We start from the raw sequence: 23,684 nt of genomic DNA, 5'->3' as shown, positions 1-23,684 counted from the left end.
ATTTTTTAAAGCCTTTGTCTAAGAATCGGTACAATAGAGTTTTTCCACTGATAGAAATCTCCTGCAACGATATGCTCTCTTGCTACTTTTACCAAATCTAAATAAAAAGCCAGATTATGAATGGACGCAATTTGTTTTGCCAAATATTCTTTTGAAACAAACAAATGACGCACATACGCTTTTGAATATTCTCTGTCAACGAAACTCGTTCCAAATTCATCCAAAGGCGAAAAATCTTTCTTCCATTTTTCATTTTTAAGATTCATAACGCCCTGCCACGTGAAAAGCATCGCATTTCTGGCATTTCTTGTAGGCATTACACAATCCATCATATCGATTCCCAATCCAATAGACTCCAGAATGTTCCATGGAGTTCCTACTCCCATAAGGTATCTTGGTTTATCTTTTGGCAGAATATCGGTAACCTCGTCAGTAATCCTGTACAGTTCTTCTTCTGGCTCACCAACGGAAAGTCCGCCGATAGCGTTTCCTTCAGCACCTGCCTCAGAAATCACTTCTGCTGAAATTTTTCTTAAATCCGAATAGGTAGAACCTTGAACAATTGGAAAAAATCTTTGTTTGTGACCATATAATTCAGGATTTGCCTCATTCCAGTCGATACATCTTTTTAACCATCGATGGGTCATTTCCATAGAAGCTTTTACTTCGTTGTATCCGCTAGGATAGGCAACGCATTCGTCAAAAGCCATGAAAATATCTGCTCCGATCTGTCTTTGGATTTCCATTGATTTCTCCGGAGTAAATAAATGGTAACTTCCGTCAATGTGAGATTTGAATTTTACCCCTTCTTCTGACATTTTTCTGCTTTTAGAAAGCGAAAACACCTGGAAACCTCCTGAATCGGTAAGGATAGGAAGATCCCAATTCATAAATTTATGCAGACCACCCGCTTCCTGCATAGTATCCATCGTAGGACGAAGGTACAGGTGATAGGTGTTTCCTAAGATAATCTGGGCTTTAATGTCTTCTTTTAATTCTCTCTGGTGAACGGTTTTTACACTGGCAACGGTACCTACAGGCATAAAAATAGGAGTCTGAATTTTACCGTGATCGGTGATCAATTCTCCTGCCCTGGCCTTCCCCTCAGAGGTTTTTTCTATATTAAAAAATTTCATTCGTATATTTTTTTATTTCACCGCTGTTACGGTTGATATTTCTGTCGAATGGAACGTGTTTCTGCTTCATCACTTATTTTGCGAAAGAAGGCACGTTACCGCTCTTCTTTGATTTATCTTTTACATATTGATCCGCTTTGGGATCTTTTTTTAATAACTTTTTCTGTGCATCGTCAGCAATCCCGTTCATTTTGTCTTTTACCACATAGTATTTAAAACTGTCGATAAAATCAGCTGATTTTACATGATGGGTTTTAAGAACAAACCGGGTTCCAGCTTCTAAATTTCTATTCTGATACATGTAAGTTGCCTGGTCATTCACTGAAAGATCAGCCAGGATTTCCGCCATGGTATCTTCATCGATCAGGTTTTTAGGTTTATCGATGTAGTCGCCGCACGAAAACAGACTTAATAAAACGAAAAAAAAGATCAGTTTTTTCATAATCTGTTGATGATTGATTTCCATTTTAAATTTAACACCCCAAAAACGGCTTCATGAATGATTCCTCCGTTCATTTTGCTTTCTCCTAAAATTCTATTGGTAAATATAATCGGAACCTCTACAATTTTGAATCCTTTCTTAAAAGCTCTGAATTTCATTTCTATCTGAAATCCGTATCCTTTTAATCTTACATTATCCAATCCTATTTCTTCCAGAACCTTTCTTGAGAAACAGACAAAACCAGCGGTCGTATCATGGATCGGAAGTCCTAAAATGAATCTTACATATTTGGAGGCAAAATAGGAAAGCAAAACTCTTCCCATCGGCCAGTTGACAACATTCACTCCTCTTGAATACCGTGATCCGATGGCCATATCTGCGTTCAGGCAGGCTTCGAAAAGTTTAGGTAAATCGCTGGGATTATGTGAAAAGTCAGCATCCATTTCGAAAATATAATCATATTTATTTTCAAGCGCCCACTTAAATCCGTGGATATAAGCTTTCCCCAATCCATCTTTTGTATGTCTTATTGACAGGTGCAGATGGTGCGGGAATTTTTTCTGAAGATCTTTTACAATCCAGGAGGTTCCATCAGGAGATGAGTCATCCACTACCAGAATATGAAAGTTATCTTCCAATGCAAAAACCGCGGAAATAATATTTTCAATATTTTCCTTTTCGTTGTAAGTTGGTATGATGACCAGTTTTTTCATTTCAATTTGCAAAGATAGTTTATTTAACCTTTTTATTTTATACAAAATAATCTATAATTTTGCAAAAAACATTCCGTTGCCGTTATCACAAAATTTTACAAATCATATAAGAATACCTGAGAACAATGATTGGGTAATCTTTATCCTGCTAGGCTGTATCTTTTTATATGTTTTCATGATGAACATTATTGAAAGAGATGCCAACCTGAAAGACTTTCTGCTTCAAAAATATTTTGATGCAAGCAATAACCTGCCCAGCTGGATCATTACTTCGTGTGTAACCACGCTTAGTTTGTCCGTTTTACTGTCCCAATACATCCCTATCGTGCCAAAATATGTGGCAGATTTGCAGGTTGGGGGGTATCAACTTAACAAATTTGGGTATACTTTGATTGCTGTGGTATTTTTTTATGCTGCAAAATCTGCCTTAGGTTTTTTATTTTACCAAAGTATTGGAGATGGAAAAAAATGGTCAATTTTTTATTTCACCTCCACCAAATTCTACTTCGTCATCTCTTTTTTACTTATAATTCTCTGTATAACCCACTATTATTTCCCCATAGACAGATATAAAATATTTTCTTACTACTTATTGTTCTTTTCGTTTGTCTTTATTTTCAAGGTTTGTTTCTATTTATTTCACAAGAACAATATATTGCCGGAAAAATGGTATTATAAATTTTTGTATATTTGCACCCTCCAAATCGCACCATTATTGTTGCTTTGGAAATTATTATTTTTTTAATAAAAGTCAATGATGAGAATAAAGTCTATATTGGTTTCTCAACCAGCGCCTAGTGAGTCTTCTCCATATTTGGATATAGCGAAGAAGGAAAAAATAAAGATTGATTTCCGTCCTTTTATCCACGTCGAAGGGGTTGACAATAAAGAACTTAGAACACAAAAGATCGATCTAACGCAGTTTACGGGTATTATCTTTACCAGTAAAAATGCGATAGACCATTACTTTAGACTTGCGGAGGAATTGCGTTTTGCTGTTCCTGATACAATGAGATACATCTGCCAGTCTGAAGCGATCGCTAATTATCTTCAGAAGCACATTGTGTACAGAAAGAGAAAAATCAGTTTTGGGGAGAAAAACTTCGCAGATCTGCAGCCTCTTTTCAAGAAATTCCCGAGTGAGAAATATCTACTGCCGTCTTCGGATGTATTAAGTCCGGATATCATTAAAACATTAGATGCTTCAAATGTTGACTGGACAAGAGCAATCATGTACAGAACGGTATGCAGCGATTTGACGGATATCAATATCAAGGATTATGATATGCTTGTCTTCTTCAGTCCTCAGGGTATTAAATCTCTACAACAGAATTTCCCGGATTTCAAACAGGAGGATACCAAAATTGGAGTTTTTGGGAATACAACCCTTGCTGCAGCGGAAGAATCAGGATTAACTATTGATTTAATGGCGCCTACTAAGGAAACACCATCCATGACTATGGCCCTTGAAAAATATATTAAAAGCCTTCACAAATAGTTTTTAATACACCCTATAAAACAGCCGTCTTTTCAATAACAAGGAAAGATGGTTTTTTTTTAATTAAATTTGAACAAGAATTAATATTGAATGAAAGCTCCACAGGCACAACAAATAGATAAAACACTCGAAATACACGGCGATACTAGAACAGATAAGTATTTCTGGCTTAACGAAAGAGAAAATCCAGAAGTCATCAAATACCTGGAAGAAGAGAATGCTTACGCAGATTTTGTAATGAAGGATACGGAACAGCTGCAGGAAGATCTTTTTGAAGAAATGAAAGCCCGATATAAGAAAGATGACGAATCTTTACCGTATTTCTACAATGAATACTGGTATATCGTCCGCTATGAAGAAGGAAGGGAATATCCTATTTTCTGCAGAAAACATCTAAGTCTGGAACATCAGGAAGAGACCATTTTAGATGTCAACATCCTGGCAGAAGGGGAAACTTTTTTTGAAGTAGGAAGCGTTGCGGTAAGTCCTAATAATAAATTGGCTTCATTTTCTTCAGATAATGTAGGAAGAAGAATTTATGACATCAATTTTAAAGATCTAACCACTGGAGAAATCCTGGCGGATAAAATTGAAAATACGACAGGAAAAGCCGTTTGGGCCAATGATAATACCCATGTCTTTTATATTAGAAAAGATGACAGTTTACGGGCATTCCAAGTATACAGACATGCATTGGGAACAGATCCTTCTGAAGATGTTTTAATTTTCCATGAAGAAGATGATACTTTTGATGTGAATGTTTTCAAAACAAAATCTTTACAATATATTTTCATTGCAAGCTCAAGCACAATTTCTGACGAGCACCGTTTTATTCCTTCTGATGATGTTTTTGCAGAATGGAAAATCATTCAGCCCAGAATTGATGATCTTGAATATTCTGTAGAACATTATGAAGACGAATTCTACATCATTACCAATGCAGATGATGCCTTCAATTTCAAAATCGTAAAGGCTAAAATTGAGAATTGCGGAATAGAAAACTGGGTGGATGTCATTCCTCACCGTGCTGAAGTTCTGCTTGAAGGTTTCGAGATCTTTAAAGATTATCTCGTTATTGAGGAAAGGGAAAAAGGTCTGCTTCAGATTAAAATTATTGATGAAAAGACGAACGAATCTTATTATCTGCCTTTTTCTGATCCTACGTATACAGCATATATCGCTATTAATTTAGAATTCGATACCGAGGTTCTTCGCTATGGGTACACTTCATTGACCCAGCCAAGTTCGACGTACGAATACAATATGAAAGAGAAAACCACAAAACTTCTGAAACAGCAGGAGGTATTGGGTGGAACATTCATTCCTGAAAATTATATTTCTGAAAGAATCTGGGCTGATTCCAGAGATGGAGAATCCAAGGTTCCTATTTCATTAGTTTATCATAAAGACACTAAAAAATCGGCCGATACTCCCCTTCTTTTATATGGATATGGAAGTTACGGACATACGGTTGATGCCAGCTTCTCCAATGTAAGGCTCTCTATTCTAGACCGGGGCTTCATTTATGCGATTGCCCACATCCGTGGCGGAGAATATCTGGGAAGAGAATGGTATGAGGATGGTAAAATGCTTTTTAAGAAAAATACATTTTTCGATTTTATTGATGCCGGAAAGCACTTAATCAAAGAAAACTATACTTCATCAAAGCATTTATATGCGATGGGCGGAAGCGCCGGAGGTTTATTAGTGGGTGCCGTGATCAATTATGAACCTAGCCTTTTCAATGGAATTGTTGCTCAGGTTCCTTTTGTAGACGTCGTTACCACAATGCTGGATGAAACTATTCCTTTGACAACTGGAGAATATGATGAATGGGGAAATCCTAATGATGAAGAATATTACCATTACATGAAAGAATATTCGCCTTACGATAATATCGAAGCGAAAGATTACCCGCATATGCTGATCACAACGGGTCTGCACGATTCTCAGGTTCAGTATTGGGAGCCTGCAAAATGGACAGCAAAACTAAGAGAATTAAAAACCGACAACAACCTTTTAGTCTTCAAAACTGACATGAGTTCCGGACATGGAGGAGCCAGCGGAAGATTTGAATCACTGAAAGAAGATGCTTTAGAGTACGGTTTTCTTTTAAAATTAGAAAATAAAAAATCATGATCAACGAAGCTGAATACTGGAAAAAGATAGAACAATTTTTTGAGGAGAACTTCCAGACTGAAAAGAATCCACCGATTGAAACCATCCTGTTTCTGATCGGGCTTCAGGAATTGGGAAGCGGCCAGCAAAAATATACGAAAGACGACAAGTTAAACATTCTTCATATCGCGGTTTGCAGATTACTGGAACCGTTTGGATATTATAAATTCACGCATTATGAAGATGGATGGCCTCATTTTGAAAAAATAGAAGGACTTCCTGAACTGAGACCTAATGAACAATCTTTGCTGATGAAAAAAGCAATTATTCAATATTTTCAGGATGAAGAACTGATTTAGTCAACAAAATAAAAAATGGAAAGTACAATTACTTTCCATTTTTTATTTAAATTCATTAACAGCATTATTTCACAGAACAGACTTAAAAGTCCACGAGCAAAACATCACATTTAATTATTTTGTTCTAAGAATATCTTCCAGCTGGTTCAGCGTCATTGTAAAGCCTTCTTCAAATCCCATTTCATCGTGCTTTTTCATCGCTTCTGTAGACGGAAAATGAATATTCACGGTCATTTTAGCGCCTTCTTCTACTCCGGTAAATCCTACCAGCCATTTAGACGGTTCTACTTCTTCATTTACCTTTCCATCTTCATCACAGAAAGCTGCTACCCCGTCATAACTTCTGTGTGCATTAATTTCGCCGTATTGCATCTGGGCGTGCATTCTCTCGCCATTCGGACCCGTCATTACGTAATGCCAGATTCCATTTCCTTTAAAATCCATTGCTACAGTTTCGCATTTCCATGGTTTTGGAGCCCACCACTGATCCAATAATTCGGCTTGGGTAAAATAATCCCATACTTTTGAAACGTCTGCGTCAAAAATTTTCATGACATACACAGTATTCAAATCAAAATCTTTGTTAAAAATGATCGTTGAGTTCATAAGTAAATATTTATAACAAACTTAGTATTTTAATTTATAGAAGGGCTTTTCATAGGACAAGATCTTAAATATTTATAATAAAATGTTAAAAAACATGGTTTTAAGAAAAATTACACAATTTTTTGGCTCGTTTTTTGTTTATGAAGTCTTAAAATAATTAATTTTAACATTCATAATTCCAAATAATTCTAATTAAAAATAAATGAATAATAAATTCATCCCAATAATCTCGGTGTTTATGACGATTTCACTGATTGTTTTCGTTACACTCCAGTTTTATTGGCTGAAAGGTTATTACGGCGCACTGGATCAGGAGTTTTCCAATAAAGTTTATTCGGCTTTGGAGAGCACCTCAAAAAGCATTGGAGAAATTGAAGTTGATAAAATCATGAACGGAGATTACAAAAATTTCAGAAATAACGTTCTTGCCAACAACAGTCAACCTTCTTTAACCACTATTCAGCAAGTAGAAGATTCAGGTATCCAGCGTCAAATCATTTACTCTAAAAATATCATTGAGAAAACACAGCTTCCCATCTCCCAACGAGGAGATTCTATCCGGTTAACCACTTTATATACCGATGAAGCTGCTTATAAAGTAAAACGGGACACGGCCAACCGTGAACCTCTTACCGCAGAAATCAACCGAGACATTGAAAACGGTGATTATGCGGTGAAAGAATTTGTAAAAGTGAATGGCAGCAACCTTCCCATTACAAAAAGGGTGGATGATAAAATTTTAGATTCCGTTCTGATCAAAGAGCTTAAAATACGGGGAATCAGTTCAAAATTCGGGTTTGGGGTTACGGATAAAAACAATAACCTTACCAGTATTTTCAATAAAGCCTACAAAGAGAAAAAAGACAACAGCGTCTACAGCTACCCTCTTTTCACAGACAAAAAAGACCGTACTCTATACAGTTTAGCCCTGGTATTCCCGAAAAAGGAATATTCTCTGGCGATGAACAACTGGCCGATGCTGCTGGGAACATTCCTTTCATTACTGACTATTCTGGGGATTTATATTATTTCCATCAATTATATGATGAGGCAGAAGAAACTGGCAGAGATAAAAACGGATTTCATCAACAATATGTCTCACGAGTTCAAGACTCCTCTGGCTACAATTTCTGTAGCTACGGATTCTTTGGCTAATGATAAAATTGCAACGAATCCCGATAAAGTAAAATATTACTCCGAGCTGATCAAGCAGGAAAATATACGAATGAAAAAACAGGTGGAGAATGTTCTGAACATGTCTAAACTTGAAAGAAATGAGGTGAAATTGTTTTTAAAGGAAACCAACGTTCGGGAATTAATTAAAAGAACTACGGAGTCTTTTAACCTGATTGTACAGCAAAGAAACGGTTCTCTTACCCAGGAGTTCAATGCTTCTCAATACATCTTTAAGATTGATGAATTTCATATCTCAAACATGCTGGTTAATTTACTGGACAACGCCAATAAATACTCTCCGGAGGCACCCGAAATTCATGTAAAAACAAGAAACGAGGGTAATATGTACGTCATTGAGATTTCTGATAAAGGAATGGGAATGGAAACCGAGAATAAAACTAAAATCTTCGAAAAATTCTTCAGAGAGGAAACAGGAAACATCCATAACGTAAAAGGGCAAGGCCTAGGGCTGTCCTACGTCAAAAAGATTGTAGAACTTCATAAGGGACAAGTCCTTGTAGATTCTCATAAGGAAAAAGGAAGTACGTTTACTATAAAACTTCCAATGAGCTAGAGAATACATGATAACAGATTTTAATCAATTTATATAACAATACGAACCTAATAACAAAATATAAGAAGTAAAGAGTGAGGAAGCTCATTCTAGCTATTAATTATTTAATATTTACAACTATGAGCAACAGGATATTATTAGTAGAAGACGACCAGAGTTTCGGAGCAGTGCTGAAGGATTACTTAACAATAAATAACTTTGAAGTTACCCTTGCTACCGATGGTGAACAAGGATTGAAAGAGTTTACTGAAAATGAATTCGACATCTGCATTTTTGATGTGATGATGCCGAAAAAAGACGGATTTTCATTAGCAGAAGATGTGAAGAAAATCGATAAAAATACTCCTATCATCTTCCTTACCGCAAGAAATATGAGGGAAGATATCCTGAAAGGATACCAGTTGGGAGCAGATGACTACATCACAAAACCGTTTGATACTGAATTGTTGTTATATAAAATAAAAGCAATTCTTCAAAGAAGTTCTACCCTGGAAAATGAAGAGCAGGAGCAGTTCAAAATCAGCAATATCTTCTTTGATTCTATGTTGAGACAACTGAAAGTAGGTGATAAAGAATACAAGCTTTCTCCAAAGGAAAACGAGCTATTGAAACTTCTTTGTATCCACAGAAATGATTTCATGCCGAGAGATCTTGCCCTAAGAAAAATCTGGAAGAAAGAAAACTACTTTACCGCGAGAAGTATGGACGTATATATTGCCAAACTTCGTAAGCTATTGAAAGATGATGAAGGATTGGAAATCATCAACGTTCACGGTGAAGGATTCAGACTTCTGGTTAAAAATTAATTCCAAAACCGGATTATAAATATAAAATTAGCAAAACAATTCAAAATGTTTTGCTAATTTTGTTTCATACCTATGGATATGAAGAATACATTCTTTGGCTTGATGGCCATTTCAATACTTACGGTTTCCTGTAAAAAAGATGAAAGAGCAACTTATTTAAAAGAAGAAGCAGGGGCAGCCCAGCCAGGAATGGCGGTTAACAACGCTCCCAAAGCATCTCTTATGGATCAGGCCGGAATAGCCAATACCGTTTCTCCAGCTCCTACAGCCACAGCTCCAGGGATGAATCCTCCTCACGGACAGCCAGGCCACCGATGTGATATTCCTGTAGGACAGCCTTTGAATGGTCAAACTGCGGCTCCTGCAGCACAAAATATTACAGTCAATGGCAATAATACCATTCAGATCGATCCCAATGCCGTATCTCCCGGAAAAATCATGATTGATAATAACGGAAAGCAGGTAAAAACAGCACCGGGAATGAATCCTCCTCACGGACAACCCGGACACCGTTGTGATATTCCTGTAGGGCAGCCATTAAGCAGTAAGCCTGCACCACAGCCTACCGCTACACCAATTGAACAGAAAGTTGCCGCACCGGTTACTGTCTCACAGCAAGCATTGGCAAGTGGCGAAAAACCTAAACTTAACCCGGCTCATGGGGAACCTTTTCACGACTGCAGCTTAAAAGTTGGTGATCCATTCCCATAATTTTTGTAATTTTGCAGCTGTGAAGCTATTTCAGATTTTGGCGATATTATTCTGTTTAGGGGTCTTTTTGATTCCTAAGGATAATTTCTATGCTCAGGCTTCACAGGAAACCTGCTGCAAAAAAGAATCTAAAAGCTGCTGTAAGAATCACAGTACTTCTTCCAAGGACAAGCATTCTAAAGACAGTAAATCATCGTGTAATGACGACTGCTGTACCTTTTGCGTGGCTTGTGCCCCATTCCTGGAAATAGCCTCTTCAAAAAGTCTGATCTCTTTAGAGTTTTTGAATCTCAGCCTTAACAAAAATGGACAGTTTCAATATGCTGATCCTTACCTTTCAGATAGTTTAAAAGAAATCTGGCAACCGCCTAAATTAGGTTAATTGTATTATCAGACAGTTCATTTATAAAGTAATGAACTGATTTTCAATTAATTTAAATTTAAACAAAATGAAATCATATATTTCCAAGTTGGTACTTGGTGTATTCCTATTATTCACCTCTTTTACATTTGCCCAAAATCTCTCAAAAAATCAGTTCCGCGTAAAAGGAAACTGTGAAATGTGCAAAGAGAGAATAGAAACCACCGCAAAGAAAGCAGGTGCAACATCAGCACGATACTCTATTGACCTTCAAACCCTTACTTTAGAAACAGAACCTTCTGTTTCTCCTGATGAAATCCTGAAGAAAGTAGCCGAAGCTGGCCATGATAATGAAAAATTCAAAGCGTCAGATGCAACCTATGAAAGTCTTCCAGGATGCTGTCATTATGAAAGAGACACACAGCAACCTGAAATAAAAGCTGAAGTAAGTGATCATCAGCACGACCATAAAAAAGAAAACGAATTTTATGTAAAAGGCAATTGTAGTTCATGCAAAGCCAGAATTGAAAAGGCAGCAAAAGATGCCGGAGCTACTTCCGCAGAATGGAGCGCAGAAAAACAGTCTGTTATCCTGAATTTTGATCCTTCAAAAACCTCAGCAGACAAGATTTTAAAAAAAATTGCAGAGGTAGGACACGATAACGAAAAATACAAGTCTTCGGACCGTGTTTATAAAGCGCTTCCAGGATGTTGCCTGTATGACAGAGACATTCCATTGGGAGCAAGCAATCCTAAAGTTCATCTTGAGGAAAGTGAAAATCATGGAAACCATGAAGGTCATTCAACGGAATCCAATGGGGAAACTCATCAAAAAAACATTGAAGGAGTTGTGGTTACCGCTTCAAAAGCAGCTACCGCTTTAAGTAAAAAAGAAGCCGGTCTTGTGTTTAATATTGATAAGAAAGAACTGTTAAAAGCAGCATGCTGTAATTTGTCTGAAAGCTTTGAAACCAACGCGACAGTAGATGTTTCTTTCAGTAATGCTGTTACGGGCACCAAACAGCTGAAAATGCTGGGTCTGGACCAAAAATACACCAGTCTGACGAAAGAACAACTTCCTGAAATCAGAGGATTGGCTTCTGCTTACGGGCTTAATTTTATTCCCGGAAGATGGATTGAAAGTATCCAGCTTACCAAAGGGGGAAGTACGGTGACTAATGGCTATGAAAGTATTACGGGACAGATTAACACGGAACTTTTAAAGGATCCTGCAACTCCTGAAACTTCATTGAATCTTTTTTCAGATTTTAATGGAAGAGCGGAAGCCAACATTACCAGCGTTGCTCCTATTAATGAAAAATGGTCTCAGACATTTTTACTTCACGGAAACGGAACATTCGGAAATACTGATATGAACCACGACGGTTTTCTGGATCGTCCGAAAGGCACACAAATCAATGCGGGGTATTTACTAAACTATAATGATCTTGAAAAATCGGGATTTGGTTCTCATTTCGGAATTAATTTCGTGAAAGACAACAGGACAGCCGGACAAACGGCTTTTGATAAAAAAATTGATCAGGACAAGCAGCCTGCATATGGCGTAGGAATCGATATTTCAAGATTTCAGGTATGGAATAAAACAGGGTATGTTTTTAAAGGAAAACCTTATCAGAGCCTAGGCTGGATGAACCAGTATGTGTACCACCAGCAGGACAGTTTTTTCGGGTTGAGAAATTATTTCGGAAAGCAGCAGACGTATTATTCTAATTTGATTTTTGAAAGTATTATCGGAAATACAAACCATAAATATAAAGCCGGAGCGAGCTTCATGTATGACGGATATGATGAAACGTATGTAACGGATCATTTTAAAAGAAATGAAATTGTTCCGGGAGTATTTGCAGAATATACATTGACCGGATTAAAATACACCTTGGTAGCAGGTGCAAGAGCCGATTTTCATAATCTTGCAGGAACCCAGTTTACGCCAAGGCTGAATTTCAAGTATGACTTCACTCCGAAGACCATCTTAAGGCTTTCTGCCGGAAGAGGATTCAGAACAGCTAATGTTTTTGCGGAAAACCAGCAATATTTTGCCTCGAACCGAAGTATTCAGATTCTACAGAACGGTGGAAACATCTATGGTCTGAAACCGGAGATCGCATGGAATTACGGAGCAAGTATGCAACAGGAATTTAAATTGTTCGGAAGAAAATCCAGCATCGTTGCCGATTTTTTCAGAACAGATTTCCAGGATCAGGTATTGGTTGATCTGGACCGGTCTCCACAACAGCTTACTTTTTATAATTTAGAAGGAAAATCTTTCGCGAATTCATTTCAGACGCAGTGGGATTTCATGCCTTTCAAAAATTTTGAAGTAAGATTGGCCTACAAATATTATGATGTGCAGGCTGATTATCTTGATGGAAGAAGGGAAATCCCTTTCATGGCAAAACACAGAGGTTTTGTGAATCTGGGGTATGCTACCAACAAAAATACACATGGAGGATTCTGGAGCTTTGATACGACCCTAAATTGGGTAGGAAAGCAAAGACTTCCCAATACTTCAAGCAATCCGGCAGAATTTCAGCTGCCAGCCTATTCAGAATCGTATGCGGTTTTGAACGCTCAGATTTCAAGAAATTTCAATAAAAAGATAAGGGCTTATGCAGGTGGTGAAAATCTTACCTCTTATTATCAGAAGAATGCAATCGTTGATTTCAGAAATCCTTTTGGAAATTATTTTGATGGCGGGATGGTGTATGCGCCTATTATGAAAGCTAATTTCTATGTGGGGCTGGATGTGACCTTCTAATCATTGTATTCTAAAATTACTTGTCTTTTTCTGTCGCAAAGCTGATGATTTATACTGAAGATTTTAGCCGAGTAGAAAAATAAGCAACGGAAGCATTTCTATAGATAAACATCTATAAATCATCGATATATATCGATGGTATTTATAGGGAATCTTATTTCGGAATGTTGTTATTTTGTACCAGTAAAATTAACCAATAAGGATATTGATTTATTCCCAATGAGAAATTTTACCAGAAACAAAATGATGAAATAAAATATCGATGGACAGATAGCCTCAAGAGCTTCTTTATAATTCAAAAACACAAATGCATTAAAGAAGTTAACTTGGTTTATAGGTTATTTGACAAAAAAAGAGACTGTTTTCGAGACAGTCTTTTTTTTTGTTTATAATTTTATCTTCCGAAATCATCCTGTACCCTTACAATATCGTCTTCATCGGATGGATGAGAGGCATCGGTATGCTGCCAGATTTCGGCTACTACGCCCCAGCCGGCTAAGCCAATCAGCCGGTGTCTTTCTCCCTGCTGAAGTTTGATCTGGTCTTTCGGATAGTATTCTTTCAGCTCCCCTTCTTCATCGGTAGTACTGGTTTTAATTCCTACTGTACCTTCCACCACCTGCCAGATTTCGGCTCTTCTATGATGATACTGCCAGCTCAATCTGGCTTGCGGGGCAACGATCAGAATCTTAGGACTCAGTTTTCCGCCTATTTTTAAGCTTTCTACATCAATCCCTTCAAAATACTGATTGGCAAAATCCTGTGCCTGATTTTCATCTATCACAAAAAAACCGCCCCAAGGCCTTGTATCATCTTTTGCAGAGAGGGTAAAGCCCTGAGCTGTCAGCATTTTCTCTACTTTCTCGAATATTTCTTTTTTTCCTGCGCTCATACAGTTGTATTTCTATTTAAAGTTATGGTAATTATTCTTTCGACATCGAATATGGAAAATCTTTTTCCTGCGAGCCTCTTTCTTTATCAGGCTTATTGTCCATCTGGAATTCCAGCACGGCTCCGTTCATTAATTCTTTATGACTCAGCCAGTTTTTTGGATAAGACCGAAAGTTTACGTTTAACGATTTTACATATAGGTTTTCAGCACTGTTTTCCGGTGCTTTGATCTCAATTTTCTTTCCATTTTCCAAATGGATTATGGCTTCTTTGAAAAGGGGTGCCCCCAGCACATACTGATCTGTTGCTGGTGTTACCGGATAAAATCCTAAGGCTGAGAATACATACCAGGCAGAAGTTTGTCCGTTATCTTCATCACCGCAGTATCCGTCCGGTGTTGCAAAGTAGAGTTTATCCACCACCTGTCGGGTCCAATACTGAGTTTTATAGGGTGCTCCTGCATAGTTGTATAAATAAATCATGTGCTGGATCGGCTGGTTTCCGTGGGCATATTGTCCCATATTCATGATCTGCATTTCACGGATCTCGTGGATTACACTTCCGTAGTAAGTATCGTCAAAAACCGGCGGAAGGGAAAAAACCTCATCCAGTTTAGCTTCGAATTTCTTTTTACCGCCCATTAATTTAGATAAACCCTCAATATCCTGGAAAACAGACCAGGTATAATGCCAGCTGTTCCCTTCTGTAAAAGCATCACCCCATTTAAACGGATTGAATGGCGACTGGAATTTCCCGTCTTTATTTTTCCCGCGCATCAGACCTGTTTCCGGATCAAATACATTTTTATAGTTGTAAGCTCTTTTTTTATAAATATCAATTTCTGAGGCAGGTTTTCCCAAAGCTTTTCCCAATTGATAAATGGCAAAATCATCGTAAGCATATTCCAACGTTCTGGCGGCATTCTCATTGATCTTGACATCATAAGGAACGTAACCTAAGGTATTATAATATTGTACTCCTCTACGGCCGACGGCATCAATCGGGCCTTCGTTATTGGCACCATGCTTTACGGCCTGCCAGAGGGTTTCCACATCGTATCCGCGAAGTCCTTTGATGTAGGCATCTGCCACTACTGCAGCTGAATTATTTCCAATCATAATATCGGAATACCCGGGACTGCTCCATTCGGGAAGAAATCCTCCTTCTTTGTAGGTGTTTACCAGGCCTTCCTGCATTTCAACATTGATGCTTGGATATACAAGATTCAGGAAAGGGTATAGCGCACGGAAAGTATCCCAGAATCCTGTGCCTGCAAACATTTTCCCATCAAGTATTTTTCCGTTATAAGGGCTCCAGTGCTTTATTGTGTTCTGGGCATCGATTTCGTATAATTTCTGAGGGAAGAACAACGTTCGGTAGAGAGAGGAATAAAATGTTCTGATTTGCTGATCGGTTCCTCCTTTTACTTCAATTCTTCCCAGGGTTTTATTCCAGATATTTTTAGCATCTGTTTTTACCTGTTCGAAATTTCTGCTTCCAATTTCTCTTTTCAGATTGAGTTCTGCCTGTTCGAAACTGATGAATGAGGAAGCTGTTCTCGCATACACGCTTTCTTTGTTTTTTAATTTAAAACCAACAATTGCTCCTGCATGATCGCTGGTAATTTCTAACTGATTTTTTACAAAGACACTGTCCTTCCATGTAGTTGTCAAATCAAAATCTTTATCAAACTGAATGACAAAATAGTTTTTGAAATCATCATATTTTCCTCTGGAATATTTGGTTGTATAGCCTAAAATTTTTCTTTCTTTGGGAAGAATTTTAATGTAAGAACCTTTGTTTAAGGCATCAATAACAATATATGCACTGTCTGTTTTAGGAAAATCAAATTTGAAAAAAGCAGCTCTTTCTGTTGGAGTAAGTTCTGTTGTCACATTGATATCGGCTAAATAAACACTGTAGCTGTACGGTTTTGCATTTTCAGCTTTATGACTGAACCAGCTTGCACGTTCTTCTTCCTTAAATTTTAGTTTACCCACTCCCGGCATTATAGCAAAAGCGCCGTAATCATTCATCCATGGGGATGGTTGGTGAGTCTGTTTAAAGCCTTTTATTTTGTCTGCATCGTAAGTGTAAGCCCATCCGTCACCCATTTTTCCGGTTTGCGGAGTCCAGAGGTTCATTCCCCAGGGAAGTCCTATGGCGGGATAGGTATTTCCGTTGGATAATGAAGGTTTAGACTGGGTTCCCATTAAAGGATTTACATAGTCTGCCAGAGCTGTTTCCTGTCCAAATACAAAGATATGCAAGGCAATAAAAAGGGTTGAAAATAAAAACTTCATGGTATCATTTTGTTAAATTGATTCGGGCTTTTTTCAAGGCATAGCCTACAGCACCGAGAATAGCAGCATCTTCAAAAATAGCAGAAATTTTAATAGGAAGGTTGATTTTATGTTCTGTTAAATGCTGATTTAATCTCTTTTTAAAATAAGGATATACTTTCGCGATATTTCCACCAATGACTAAAACTTCTGGTTCGTAGTTCTTTACATATTTCACGATGAATTCCGCAAAGGAATCCGCATACTCATCAAATATTTTGGTTTGAATTCCCTGGGGTTTATCCAACAGGTCTTTGGTTCCGGAAATCTCCTCACCAGTTAACGCATGATAATAATTAACAAACCAGCGTGTTGCGAGATAATCTTCGCAAATAGAATCTTTAAAAGGAGAATCCCACAGATCTTCATCGGATGCGGTTTCCCCGTTATAGAAAGCTGACCCCAGCCCTGTTCCCAATGTTACCCCAAAAATGCGGCTGTAATCCTGTACACAACCTCCGAAAACTTCTCCTTCGAGAAAAGCCCCGGCGTCATTCACAAAATGAATTTGATCCGTCGAAATGGAAAGCCTTTTTGCTAATTCTTCTTTTATATTGACCTGATAGATATCGATAAATTTTCCCTGCTGTATGAGTGAAATCCCCTTTTCATAATCAAAAGGTCCGGGCATCGCTATACCGATCAAAAGATCTTTTTTAACCAAATCGTGGGTCGCTTTTTCAATAGTAGAGATCCAGGCGGAAAAGATACTTTCTTTAGCACCAAAGGAATCTATATGTTCCCTTACATAGGTAGAAGTAATGATTTCCCGTTTCTCCGGATCCACCTGGGCCATAGTAATATGCGAACCACCAATGTCTATTCCTACTATATTTTGCATATCCTTTTACTTTATTTTCTTACACTCTTATTTACTCTAAAAACAGACAGACAAGAAAGCAATTTGCTCTCTGTCTGCCCATCATAAAATCCTCTAATTTAATTTTTACTTTTTATATTTCCCCTGAGGATTAGGCTTTTATTCTACGATCACTTTTCCTGAAGACTGAACTTTTCTGTCTTTTGAGCTGATGGTATAGATATATGTTCCTGAAGATAAATTCTGGGTATTGATGACCATATTATCTTTATCAATTTTTTGAGTTACTATTACTTTTCCTGCCATATCATACAATATAATTTCGCTGGCAGAACGGTCATTGATGGTAAAATGGATATCATTTCCTTTTTTAACAGGATTTGGATATATCGTATTTACACTTCCTTTTTCAGACGCAACATCTTTTGTGGATAGCGATACCGCACAACCTACATCTGTTTTCCAGTTTGTATTGGTCATACTGATCAGGGTGGCAAAGTGGGTATTGGCTGTAGCGTCCAACGCTCCGTTTCCACTTCCTTCATTCATTTTCCAGTTGGCTTCAAGGCCTGATGCATTGGCCGGAACACTACAGTTGTTAGCAAGAATTTCTGTAGCCGTTAATGCTCTTTTCCAAACTCTGAATTCATCTAAGAATCCATTAAGGGTACGGGCATTTTCATAATTTCTGGCCAGATACATAATTCCATTTGCTGTAAAATTCCCTGAAGCTGTCGCACTTGCATCAAGCGCTCCGTTGATATAGATTTTCATAGAAGAACCGTCGTAAGTAGCAGCTATATGATACCATGTATTCGTATTCAATCCTGTAACGCTGTTAAGTTTCACCTGGGCAGCTCCAAAGCTTAATATAAACTGTAATTTGTTATTGGCTAAATTTCCGTCTCCAAATCTTAGCATGGCAGAATTATTATCGCCTACTTCAATACCCATTACAGATGAAATATAAGGAAAAGCAGTCTTGAATGCATTGACTTTTACCCATCCTTCAAACGTTACCGCATTTCCGCTAAGGTTAAACTGTCCGGCATTCAGATATTGGGTGCTTCCGTTGAAAGAAAGAGATCTTGCACCAGGACTCTGAACGGGGGCAAATCCACTGTTAAATGGTGTTTCACCGGAATATACGCTGGTATTTGTTCCGCCACATACAGCCTGTACTTTCCACACATAATTTGTATTTTCTGTTAAAGCAGGCAGCGTATAAGAATTGGAGGTAATATTCTGAACCTCAGTCCATGCAGTTGCTGCAGCTGTTTTATATTGCAGCGTGTATGAAGTTGCAGTTCCTACTGCATCCCACGATACTTTTGTTGTTGTTCCCAGATAGCTTTCAGATTTAAGACCGGATGGCGTTCCACATGTACTGCCGGAATTGAAACGAGGCGCAAAAAGGTAGGTGCTTTTTATGGTTGCAGAGCAATTCGACTGTATTCTCCAGTCATAATCTGTATTCTGAGTTAAGTTATTGATCGTAATATTGCTTCCGGTGTAATTATTGGCAACGTTCGTCCAGATGGTTGAATTAGCTGGTTTATAATCAATATTATAGGTTTGGGAGCCACTGGCAGTCCAGTTTAATTTAGCAGAAATCCCTGTAGTATTGGTTACTTCCAGCCCCAAAGGCGGATCGCAGGTATCTCCCTGGCTCCATGAATAGAGCTGTCCGGTAAGCAGTGTATTTTCGTTGTACAGAATATTGGATCCGGTACTTAAGTAGCTGGCGTTATTGGCTCCATTAAGATCGTACCACATAAATACACCATACCCATCATTTTTCGTACTGGTCGCCGAACTTGCAAGTACAGAAGTCGTAGTATTATTTACCCATATTGCTGCTGCAGAAAGCTTGGTATTGGTAAGAGGCGGTACTACAGGAGCATTGTACGTTCCATAGTAGGCGTTCCAGCTATAGTCGATGTAATTCCCTGCTGCATCACCATTGTAGCTCTGTCTGGTAGTAGCAGGGCCTATATAATAAAATGTGATCAGTTTATCCGGCATTGCCGCCTTTAGCTCCTGCAAAAGCATTACAAAAGAACTGTCATTAGGCTGGCCTGTTCCGTTATTTCCATAGCCAGCATATTCGTCATCCATATCTACTCCATCCAAACCGTAGGTATATACGGTGTGTGCAACCTGTAATGCAAAATCACGGGCTGCTTCCCGATTTGGAAAATTGGAAATTCCGGCTCCCTGGTGATTTCCTAATAGATCCAGCAATACTTTCATCCCCTTCTGTTGTAAAGGCTTTACGTAAGTATTTACGTCGTTCAGAACTTTTGTGACATTGTTGTTGTTGGAAATGTAGGCTCTGTTTTTTGATACGTCATAATTAATATTGGCAGCAAAAATAATAGCTACATCAAACAACTGTCTGTTGGTATTCTGCAACGTATAAGATCCTGCATTCAGCATGTTGTTATTATTCACTTCTACGTAGCATATTCCAACAGGATTAAGCTGTTGTGCATGAAGCACAGATGTTGCCTGAACGATCAGTAAGACCAGTGCAGTAAGAATGGATTTTTTTTTCATAGTATAATTTGTTTGGTAGTGTACATGAGGGAAATTCATACAGCAAGCTGAATGAGATTTATATAGTTTATATCAATAGATCCTGATTTTCGTTAAATGTTTTCCATAACAGTTCGCCGAATAAGGTATTAGCCCAGGCAAACCATTCTCTGGTAAATTTTTTGCTGTTGTCTTTATGGAAGGATTCATGCATAAATCCGGTTCCGCCATGGGTTTTCTGTAGTGTTTCTATACACCATTTGATTTCCTTTTTATCATTGGTGGTCAAGGCTTTCATAATGATACTCATCGGCCAGATCATATCAAGACCAATGTGAGGTCCGCCAATTCCTTCTGCCAGTTTTCCTTTGAAAAAGAACGGGTTATCCTGTGACCAAACGTATTTTCTGGTATTCAGGTAAATGGGATCATCGGCTTTTACAGCACCCAGATATGGTAATCCAAGCAGGCTCGGGCAGTTGGCATCATCCATTAAATTGTAGCTTCCAAATCCGTTCGTCTCGAAAGCGTAGATCTTTCCGTACTCCGGATGGTCATAGATTCCGTATTTCTTAATCGCCGCATCAACCTCATCAGCAAGGCTGTTAAGCTGCTGGGCCAGCGCTTTTTCATTTTTAATCTGTGAAACCATTTCTGCTGCCTGGCGTAAGCTTACCACTGCAAATAAATTGGAAGGGATCAGGAAAGCATAGATCGTAGCATCATCACTGGGACGGAACATAGAATTGATCAATCCGACAGGTTTTGTAGGATACCCATAACCGCCCATTGGAATTCCGTCTGTAGCCCAGGCGGTTGTACGTTCGAATTGATAAGGTCCTAACCCTGTTTTTCTCTGCTGCTCGGTAAAAGTCTGTAAAGTCAGCTTAATTCCCTGGAGCCAGTTGTTGTCAAAAGGTTTTGTATCTCCTGTTTCCTTCCAGAAATGGTAGGCAAGGCGGATGGGATAGCAAAGTGAATCTATTTCCCATTTTCTTTCATGGATACCGGGTTTCATGTCCGTATGGTCATATTCTTTCCACTTGCTTATTTTATTATTATCGTTATAAAAAGCATTAGCGTATGGATCTTTCAGGATGAACTCTGTCTGTTTATGGATGACTCCGGAGATCAGCTTGTGAAGTTTTTCATCTTTTTTTGAGAACTGCAGATAAGGAAAAACCTGGGCAGAACTGTCGCGGAGCCACATGGCATCAATATCTCCTGTAATCACGTAGGTATTCGGAGTTCCATTGATTTCTTTATAAAAAACAGTGGTATCTAAAGTATTGGGAAAGCAGTTTTCAAACAGCCAAGACAGCTCTTTATTCTTTACTTTCTTTTTAAAAGCTGCGATGGCATTGTCTACCGCTTCACTCGTAAAATGTCTTTTATCTTTAGGAACACGAACTATAGGAAAATCTTCCATGCTCAACGTTTTAGCAAATATATTTTGAGTAAACAGCAGTCCTGCTCCTGCAATGGCACTTGTTTTTATAAATTTTCTCCTTTCCATTATTTTCTTTATTTTTTATTGATTGTATTGTACAGGTTTGCTTCCCATTACAAATTTCAGTTCACCACCATTCATGATGTCGCTGTGATTAATTTCCCAACTCTTGAATTCTTTCCCGTTCAAAAACATTTTCTGAACATAGATATTTTTATCTGATATTTTATCTGCCGTAATGGTGAAAGTGTTCCCGTTTTCCAATTTCAGGGATACTTTTGGAAATTGTGGTGCTCCAATCGCGTAAACAGGCTTTCCGGGAGTTACAGGATAAAATCCTAATGACGAGAAAATGTACCATGCCGACATCTGCCCGCAGTCTTCATTATTGACAATTCCGTCTGGTTTTGCCGCGTACATATTATCACGGATATATTTTACCATCTTCTGGGTTTTGTAAGGCGCTCCAGCATAATTGTACAGGTAAGGAACATGATGTCCGGGCTCGTCACCAAATCCCAGCGAACCGATGAATCCTGAAATATCTACGTGCTGTTCACCAATCATTTTAAGCTCTTCGGTAAATGTTTTGTCCAGTTTTTCTTCAAATCCTTTCTTTCCACCATATAAATTCATCATTTCATCAATCTGGTGGGGAACAAAGAAGTCATAAGCCCAGATATTTCCGGAAACCCAGTGTGGCTGTAATTTTTTCCAGTCGTTTAAAGTAAAATCCGGTAGAAATTTTCCGTTTTTCTGTTTGGGCCAGAAATGGTTATTTTCTTTATTGAAAGTATTAAGGAAGCTCATAGAACGCTTTTTATAGACTTCCGCTTCTTCTTTTTTACCCAGTTTTTCAGCAAGCTGCTGAATACACCAGTCATCGTACGCATATTCCAATGTTGCGGAAACTGAAGCTCCGTTTTCTGATGGCGTGTATCCTAATTTGATATAATCATTAAGACCTCCACCTCCATCGCTGCTGCTCATTTTATCTGTTAAAGACGCATCTTTCATGGCTGCAAATGCTTTTTCCTGATCAATTCCCGGAACTCCTTTGGAAATGGCATCCCAGATGACGGATACGCTGTGATATCCAAGCATACAGAAATTATCATAACCGCACAGTTCCCAGATCGGCATGTGATCTTTACGGTCTGTGTATCGGCTGATCAGTGAGTTGGCAAATTCTTTGGTATGTTTCTGATCCATAATGGTGAGCAAAGGATGTGTTGCCCTGAAACCGTCCCAATACGAATAGGTACTGTAGTTCGTAAACCATTTGGTGTTCATATTTTCCTGTGCCGCTACATAATCACCGTTGGTATCCATATAAAGATTAGGCGCAATGAATGTATGGTATACTCCCGTATAGAAAATTTTTCGCTGGTCACTGGTGCCGCCTGTCACCTGGAATCTGCTGATGAGATCTCTCCATGTATTCTGTGCATTTTCTTTAGCCTTTGCAAAATCTACATTTCTAGCCTCTGCATCAAAGTTTTCCTGGGCACCTTCTGTGCTTACCGGAGATAATGAAACTTTTACTTCAATACTTTCATTCTCCTGGGTGGAAAATCTCACATACGCTTTGGCGTCTTTGGCAAGGGCAATTTTTTCATTCTCTTTGAGTTTACCTTCAGAGTAAGTTCCGTAAGATTTAAACGGTTTTGAAAATTCCATTACGAAATACGCAAACCGTTTTCCGCCCCAGCCATTGCTGTAGCAGTACCCTTTGATAGTATTGTTTCCTTCTATGCTTACAAGGGTATGATAAATATTCCCGAAGATCTTATTGGTAGGATCAATGATCACATTAGATTCTTCACTTTTTGGAAAGGTATATTTATGAAATCCAACTCTTGGAGAAGCCGTCAATTCTGCCTTAATTCCGTAGCTGTCCAACATCACGGAATAATATCCCGGTGATGCGGTTTCTCTTTCATGACTGAAGGTGGAACGGTACCCGGTTTCCGGCTTTTCTTCTGACCCGGGCAGCATATTGATTTTTCCGACAGTAGGCATAACTAAAATATCTCCAAGATCTGCCCAACCCGTTCCGCTGAGATGGTTATGACTGAATCCCATAATGGTTTTACTGCTGTAATGATATCCCGAACACCAATCCCAGTCGCCACTCTTGGTATTCTGATCCGGACTGAGCTGGATCATTCCAAACGGCGTAGTCGCTCCGGGGAATGTATGGCCATGTCCTCCGGTTCCTATAAACGGGTCTACCCAGGAAAGAATATCATCTTTTCGCTGCTGAGCGCTTCCGGTATGGGAAAACAGGGTTATCAATAAAAATACAAGCAATTCTTTTTTCATAATAGGGAAATCTTAAAAATTTCTCAATATAGAGATTTA

General features: G+C 38.4%; 19 protein-coding genes. 9 read left to right on the top strand and 10 right to left on the bottom strand.

Going from position 1 to position 23,684, the window contains the following annotated elements; all coding sequences use genetic code 11:
• Positions 1 to 5: 5 nt before the first annotated feature.
• The 3 genes from tgt to SB679_RS04190 form a co-directional block, all read right to left on the bottom strand.
• A complete protein-coding gene (gene tgt, locus SB679_RS04200) occupies positions 6 to 1,136 on the bottom strand; it encodes a tRNA guanosine(34) transglycosylase Tgt (RefSeq protein WP_410700955.1) in 1,131 nt (376 codons plus the stop codon).
• Between the two features lie 73 nt (positions 1,137 to 1,209).
• On the bottom strand, positions 1,210 to 1,578 hold the full coding sequence (locus tag SB679_RS04195) for a DUF4296 domain-containing protein (RefSeq protein WP_410700954.1): 369 nt from the start codon (positions 1,576 to 1,578) through the stop codon (positions 1,210 to 1,212).
• The gene (locus SB679_RS04190; RefSeq protein ID WP_317740597.1) at positions 1,575 to 2,291 is read right to left on the bottom strand and encodes a polyprenol monophosphomannose synthase; all 717 of its coding nucleotides are present in this window, start codon (positions 2,289 to 2,291) and stop codon (positions 1,575 to 1,577) included. The genes SB679_RS04195 and SB679_RS04190 overlap by 4 nt, the downstream gene beginning before the upstream one ends.
• Between SB679_RS04190 and SB679_RS04185 the strand changes: the two genes are divergently transcribed.
• The 4 genes from SB679_RS04185 (at position 2,272) to SB679_RS04170 (ending at position 6,266) form a co-directional block, all read left to right on the top strand.
• A complete protein-coding gene (locus SB679_RS04185; protein WP_410700953.1) occupies positions 2,272 to 3,036 on the top strand; it encodes a DUF4271 domain-containing protein in 765 nt (254 codons plus the stop codon). The genes SB679_RS04190 and SB679_RS04185 overlap by 20 nt on opposite strands.
• Positions 3,037 to 3,048: 12 nt before the next feature.
• A complete protein-coding gene (locus SB679_RS04180) occupies positions 3,049 to 3,789 on the top strand; it encodes a uroporphyrinogen-III synthase (RefSeq protein WP_410701241.1) in 741 nt (246 codons plus the stop codon).
• A 90-nt stretch (positions 3,790 to 3,879) separates the two neighbouring features.
• Positions 3,880 to 5,928 carry a S9 family peptidase gene (locus tag SB679_RS04175; RefSeq protein WP_410700952.1) on the top strand — a complete coding sequence of 683 codons (2,049 nt, stop codon included), beginning with the start codon at positions 3,880 to 3,882 and terminating at the stop codon, positions 5,926 to 5,928.
• Positions 5,925 to 6,266 carry a hypothetical protein gene (locus SB679_RS04170; protein ID WP_034708541.1) on the top strand — a complete coding sequence of 114 codons (342 nt, stop codon included), beginning with the start codon at positions 5,925 to 5,927 and terminating at the stop codon, positions 6,264 to 6,266. The genes SB679_RS04175 and SB679_RS04170 overlap by 4 nt, the downstream gene beginning before the upstream one ends.
• A 114-nt stretch (positions 6,267 to 6,380) precedes the next feature.
• On the opposite strand, the gene SB679_RS04165 is transcribed toward SB679_RS04170, so the two are convergent.
• Positions 6,381 to 6,872: an SRPBCC family protein gene (locus SB679_RS04165; protein ID WP_410700951.1), complete on the bottom strand. Its 492-nt coding sequence runs from the start codon at positions 6,870 to 6,872 to the stop codon at positions 6,381 to 6,383.
• Positions 6,873 to 7,074: 202 nt separating this feature from the next.
• Between SB679_RS04165 and SB679_RS04160 the strand changes: the two genes are divergently transcribed.
• The 5 genes from SB679_RS04160 (at position 7,075) to SB679_RS04140 (ending at position 13,279) form a co-directional block, all read left to right on the top strand.
• Entirely contained in the window at positions 7,075 to 8,622 is a 1,548-nt protein-coding gene (locus SB679_RS04160; protein WP_410700950.1) for a sensor histidine kinase, read from the top strand.
• 119 nt (positions 8,623 to 8,741) lie between these two features.
• Entirely contained in the window at positions 8,742 to 9,428 is a 687-nt protein-coding gene (locus SB679_RS04155; RefSeq protein ID WP_002982671.1) for a response regulator transcription factor, read from the top strand.
• A 78-nt stretch (positions 9,429 to 9,506) separates the two neighbouring features.
• Positions 9,507 to 10,139, top strand: a complete 633-nt coding sequence (locus SB679_RS04150) for a hypothetical protein (protein ID WP_410700949.1) — start codon at positions 9,507 to 9,509, stop codon at positions 10,137 to 10,139.
• Between the two features lie 19 nt (positions 10,140 to 10,158).
• Positions 10,159 to 10,521, top strand: coding sequence for a hypothetical protein (locus SB679_RS04145; protein WP_410700948.1), 363 nt, complete (start codon positions 10,159 to 10,161; stop codon positions 10,519 to 10,521).
• Positions 10,522 to 10,588: 67 nt separating this feature from the next.
• The gene (locus SB679_RS04140) at positions 10,589 to 13,279 is read left to right on the top strand and encodes a TonB-dependent receptor domain-containing protein (RefSeq protein ID WP_410700947.1); all 2,691 of its coding nucleotides are present in this window, start codon (positions 10,589 to 10,591) and stop codon (positions 13,277 to 13,279) included.
• Between the two features lie 394 nt (positions 13,280 to 13,673).
• Here the strand turns inward: SB679_RS04140 and SB679_RS04135 are convergent, their stop codons facing one another.
• The 6 genes from SB679_RS04135 to SB679_RS04110 form a co-directional block, all read right to left on the bottom strand.
• The gene (locus tag SB679_RS04135) at positions 13,674 to 14,171 is read right to left on the bottom strand and encodes a phosphoheptose isomerase (protein WP_410700946.1); all 498 of its coding nucleotides are present in this window, start codon (positions 14,169 to 14,171) and stop codon (positions 13,674 to 13,676) included.
• A gap of 31 nt (positions 14,172 to 14,202) precedes the next feature.
• A complete protein-coding gene (locus tag SB679_RS04130; protein ID WP_410700945.1) occupies positions 14,203 to 16,473 on the bottom strand; it encodes a GH92 family glycosyl hydrolase in 2,271 nt (756 codons plus the stop codon).
• 4 nt (positions 16,474 to 16,477) lie between these two features.
• Positions 16,478 to 17,353, bottom strand: a complete 876-nt coding sequence (locus SB679_RS04125) for an ROK family protein (protein ID WP_410700944.1) — start codon at positions 17,351 to 17,353, stop codon at positions 16,478 to 16,480.
• 138 nt (positions 17,354 to 17,491) lie between these two features.
• A complete protein-coding gene (locus SB679_RS04120; RefSeq protein WP_410700943.1) occupies positions 17,492 to 19,891 on the bottom strand; it encodes an endo-beta-N-acetylglucosaminidase H in 2,400 nt (799 codons plus the stop codon).
• 67 nt (positions 19,892 to 19,958) lie between these two features.
• A complete protein-coding gene (locus SB679_RS04115; RefSeq protein WP_410700942.1) occupies positions 19,959 to 21,386 on the bottom strand; it encodes a glycoside hydrolase family 125 protein in 1,428 nt (475 codons plus the stop codon).
• A gap of 15 nt (positions 21,387 to 21,401) precedes the next feature.
• Complete coding sequence (locus tag SB679_RS04110) at positions 21,402 to 23,645, bottom strand: GH92 family glycosyl hydrolase (RefSeq protein ID WP_410700941.1); 2,244 nt, start codon at positions 23,643 to 23,645, stop codon at positions 21,402 to 21,404.
• Positions 23,646 to 23,684 lie beyond the last annotated feature (39 nt).

The organism is Chryseobacterium sp. SIMBA_029 (assembly GCF_046535275.1).
GTDB lineage: Bacteria > Bacteroidota > Bacteroidia > Flavobacteriales > Weeksellaceae > Chryseobacterium.
The sequence above is the reverse complement of the archived record's forward strand: the minus strand, read 5'-3'. Positions and strand labels throughout refer to the sequence as shown.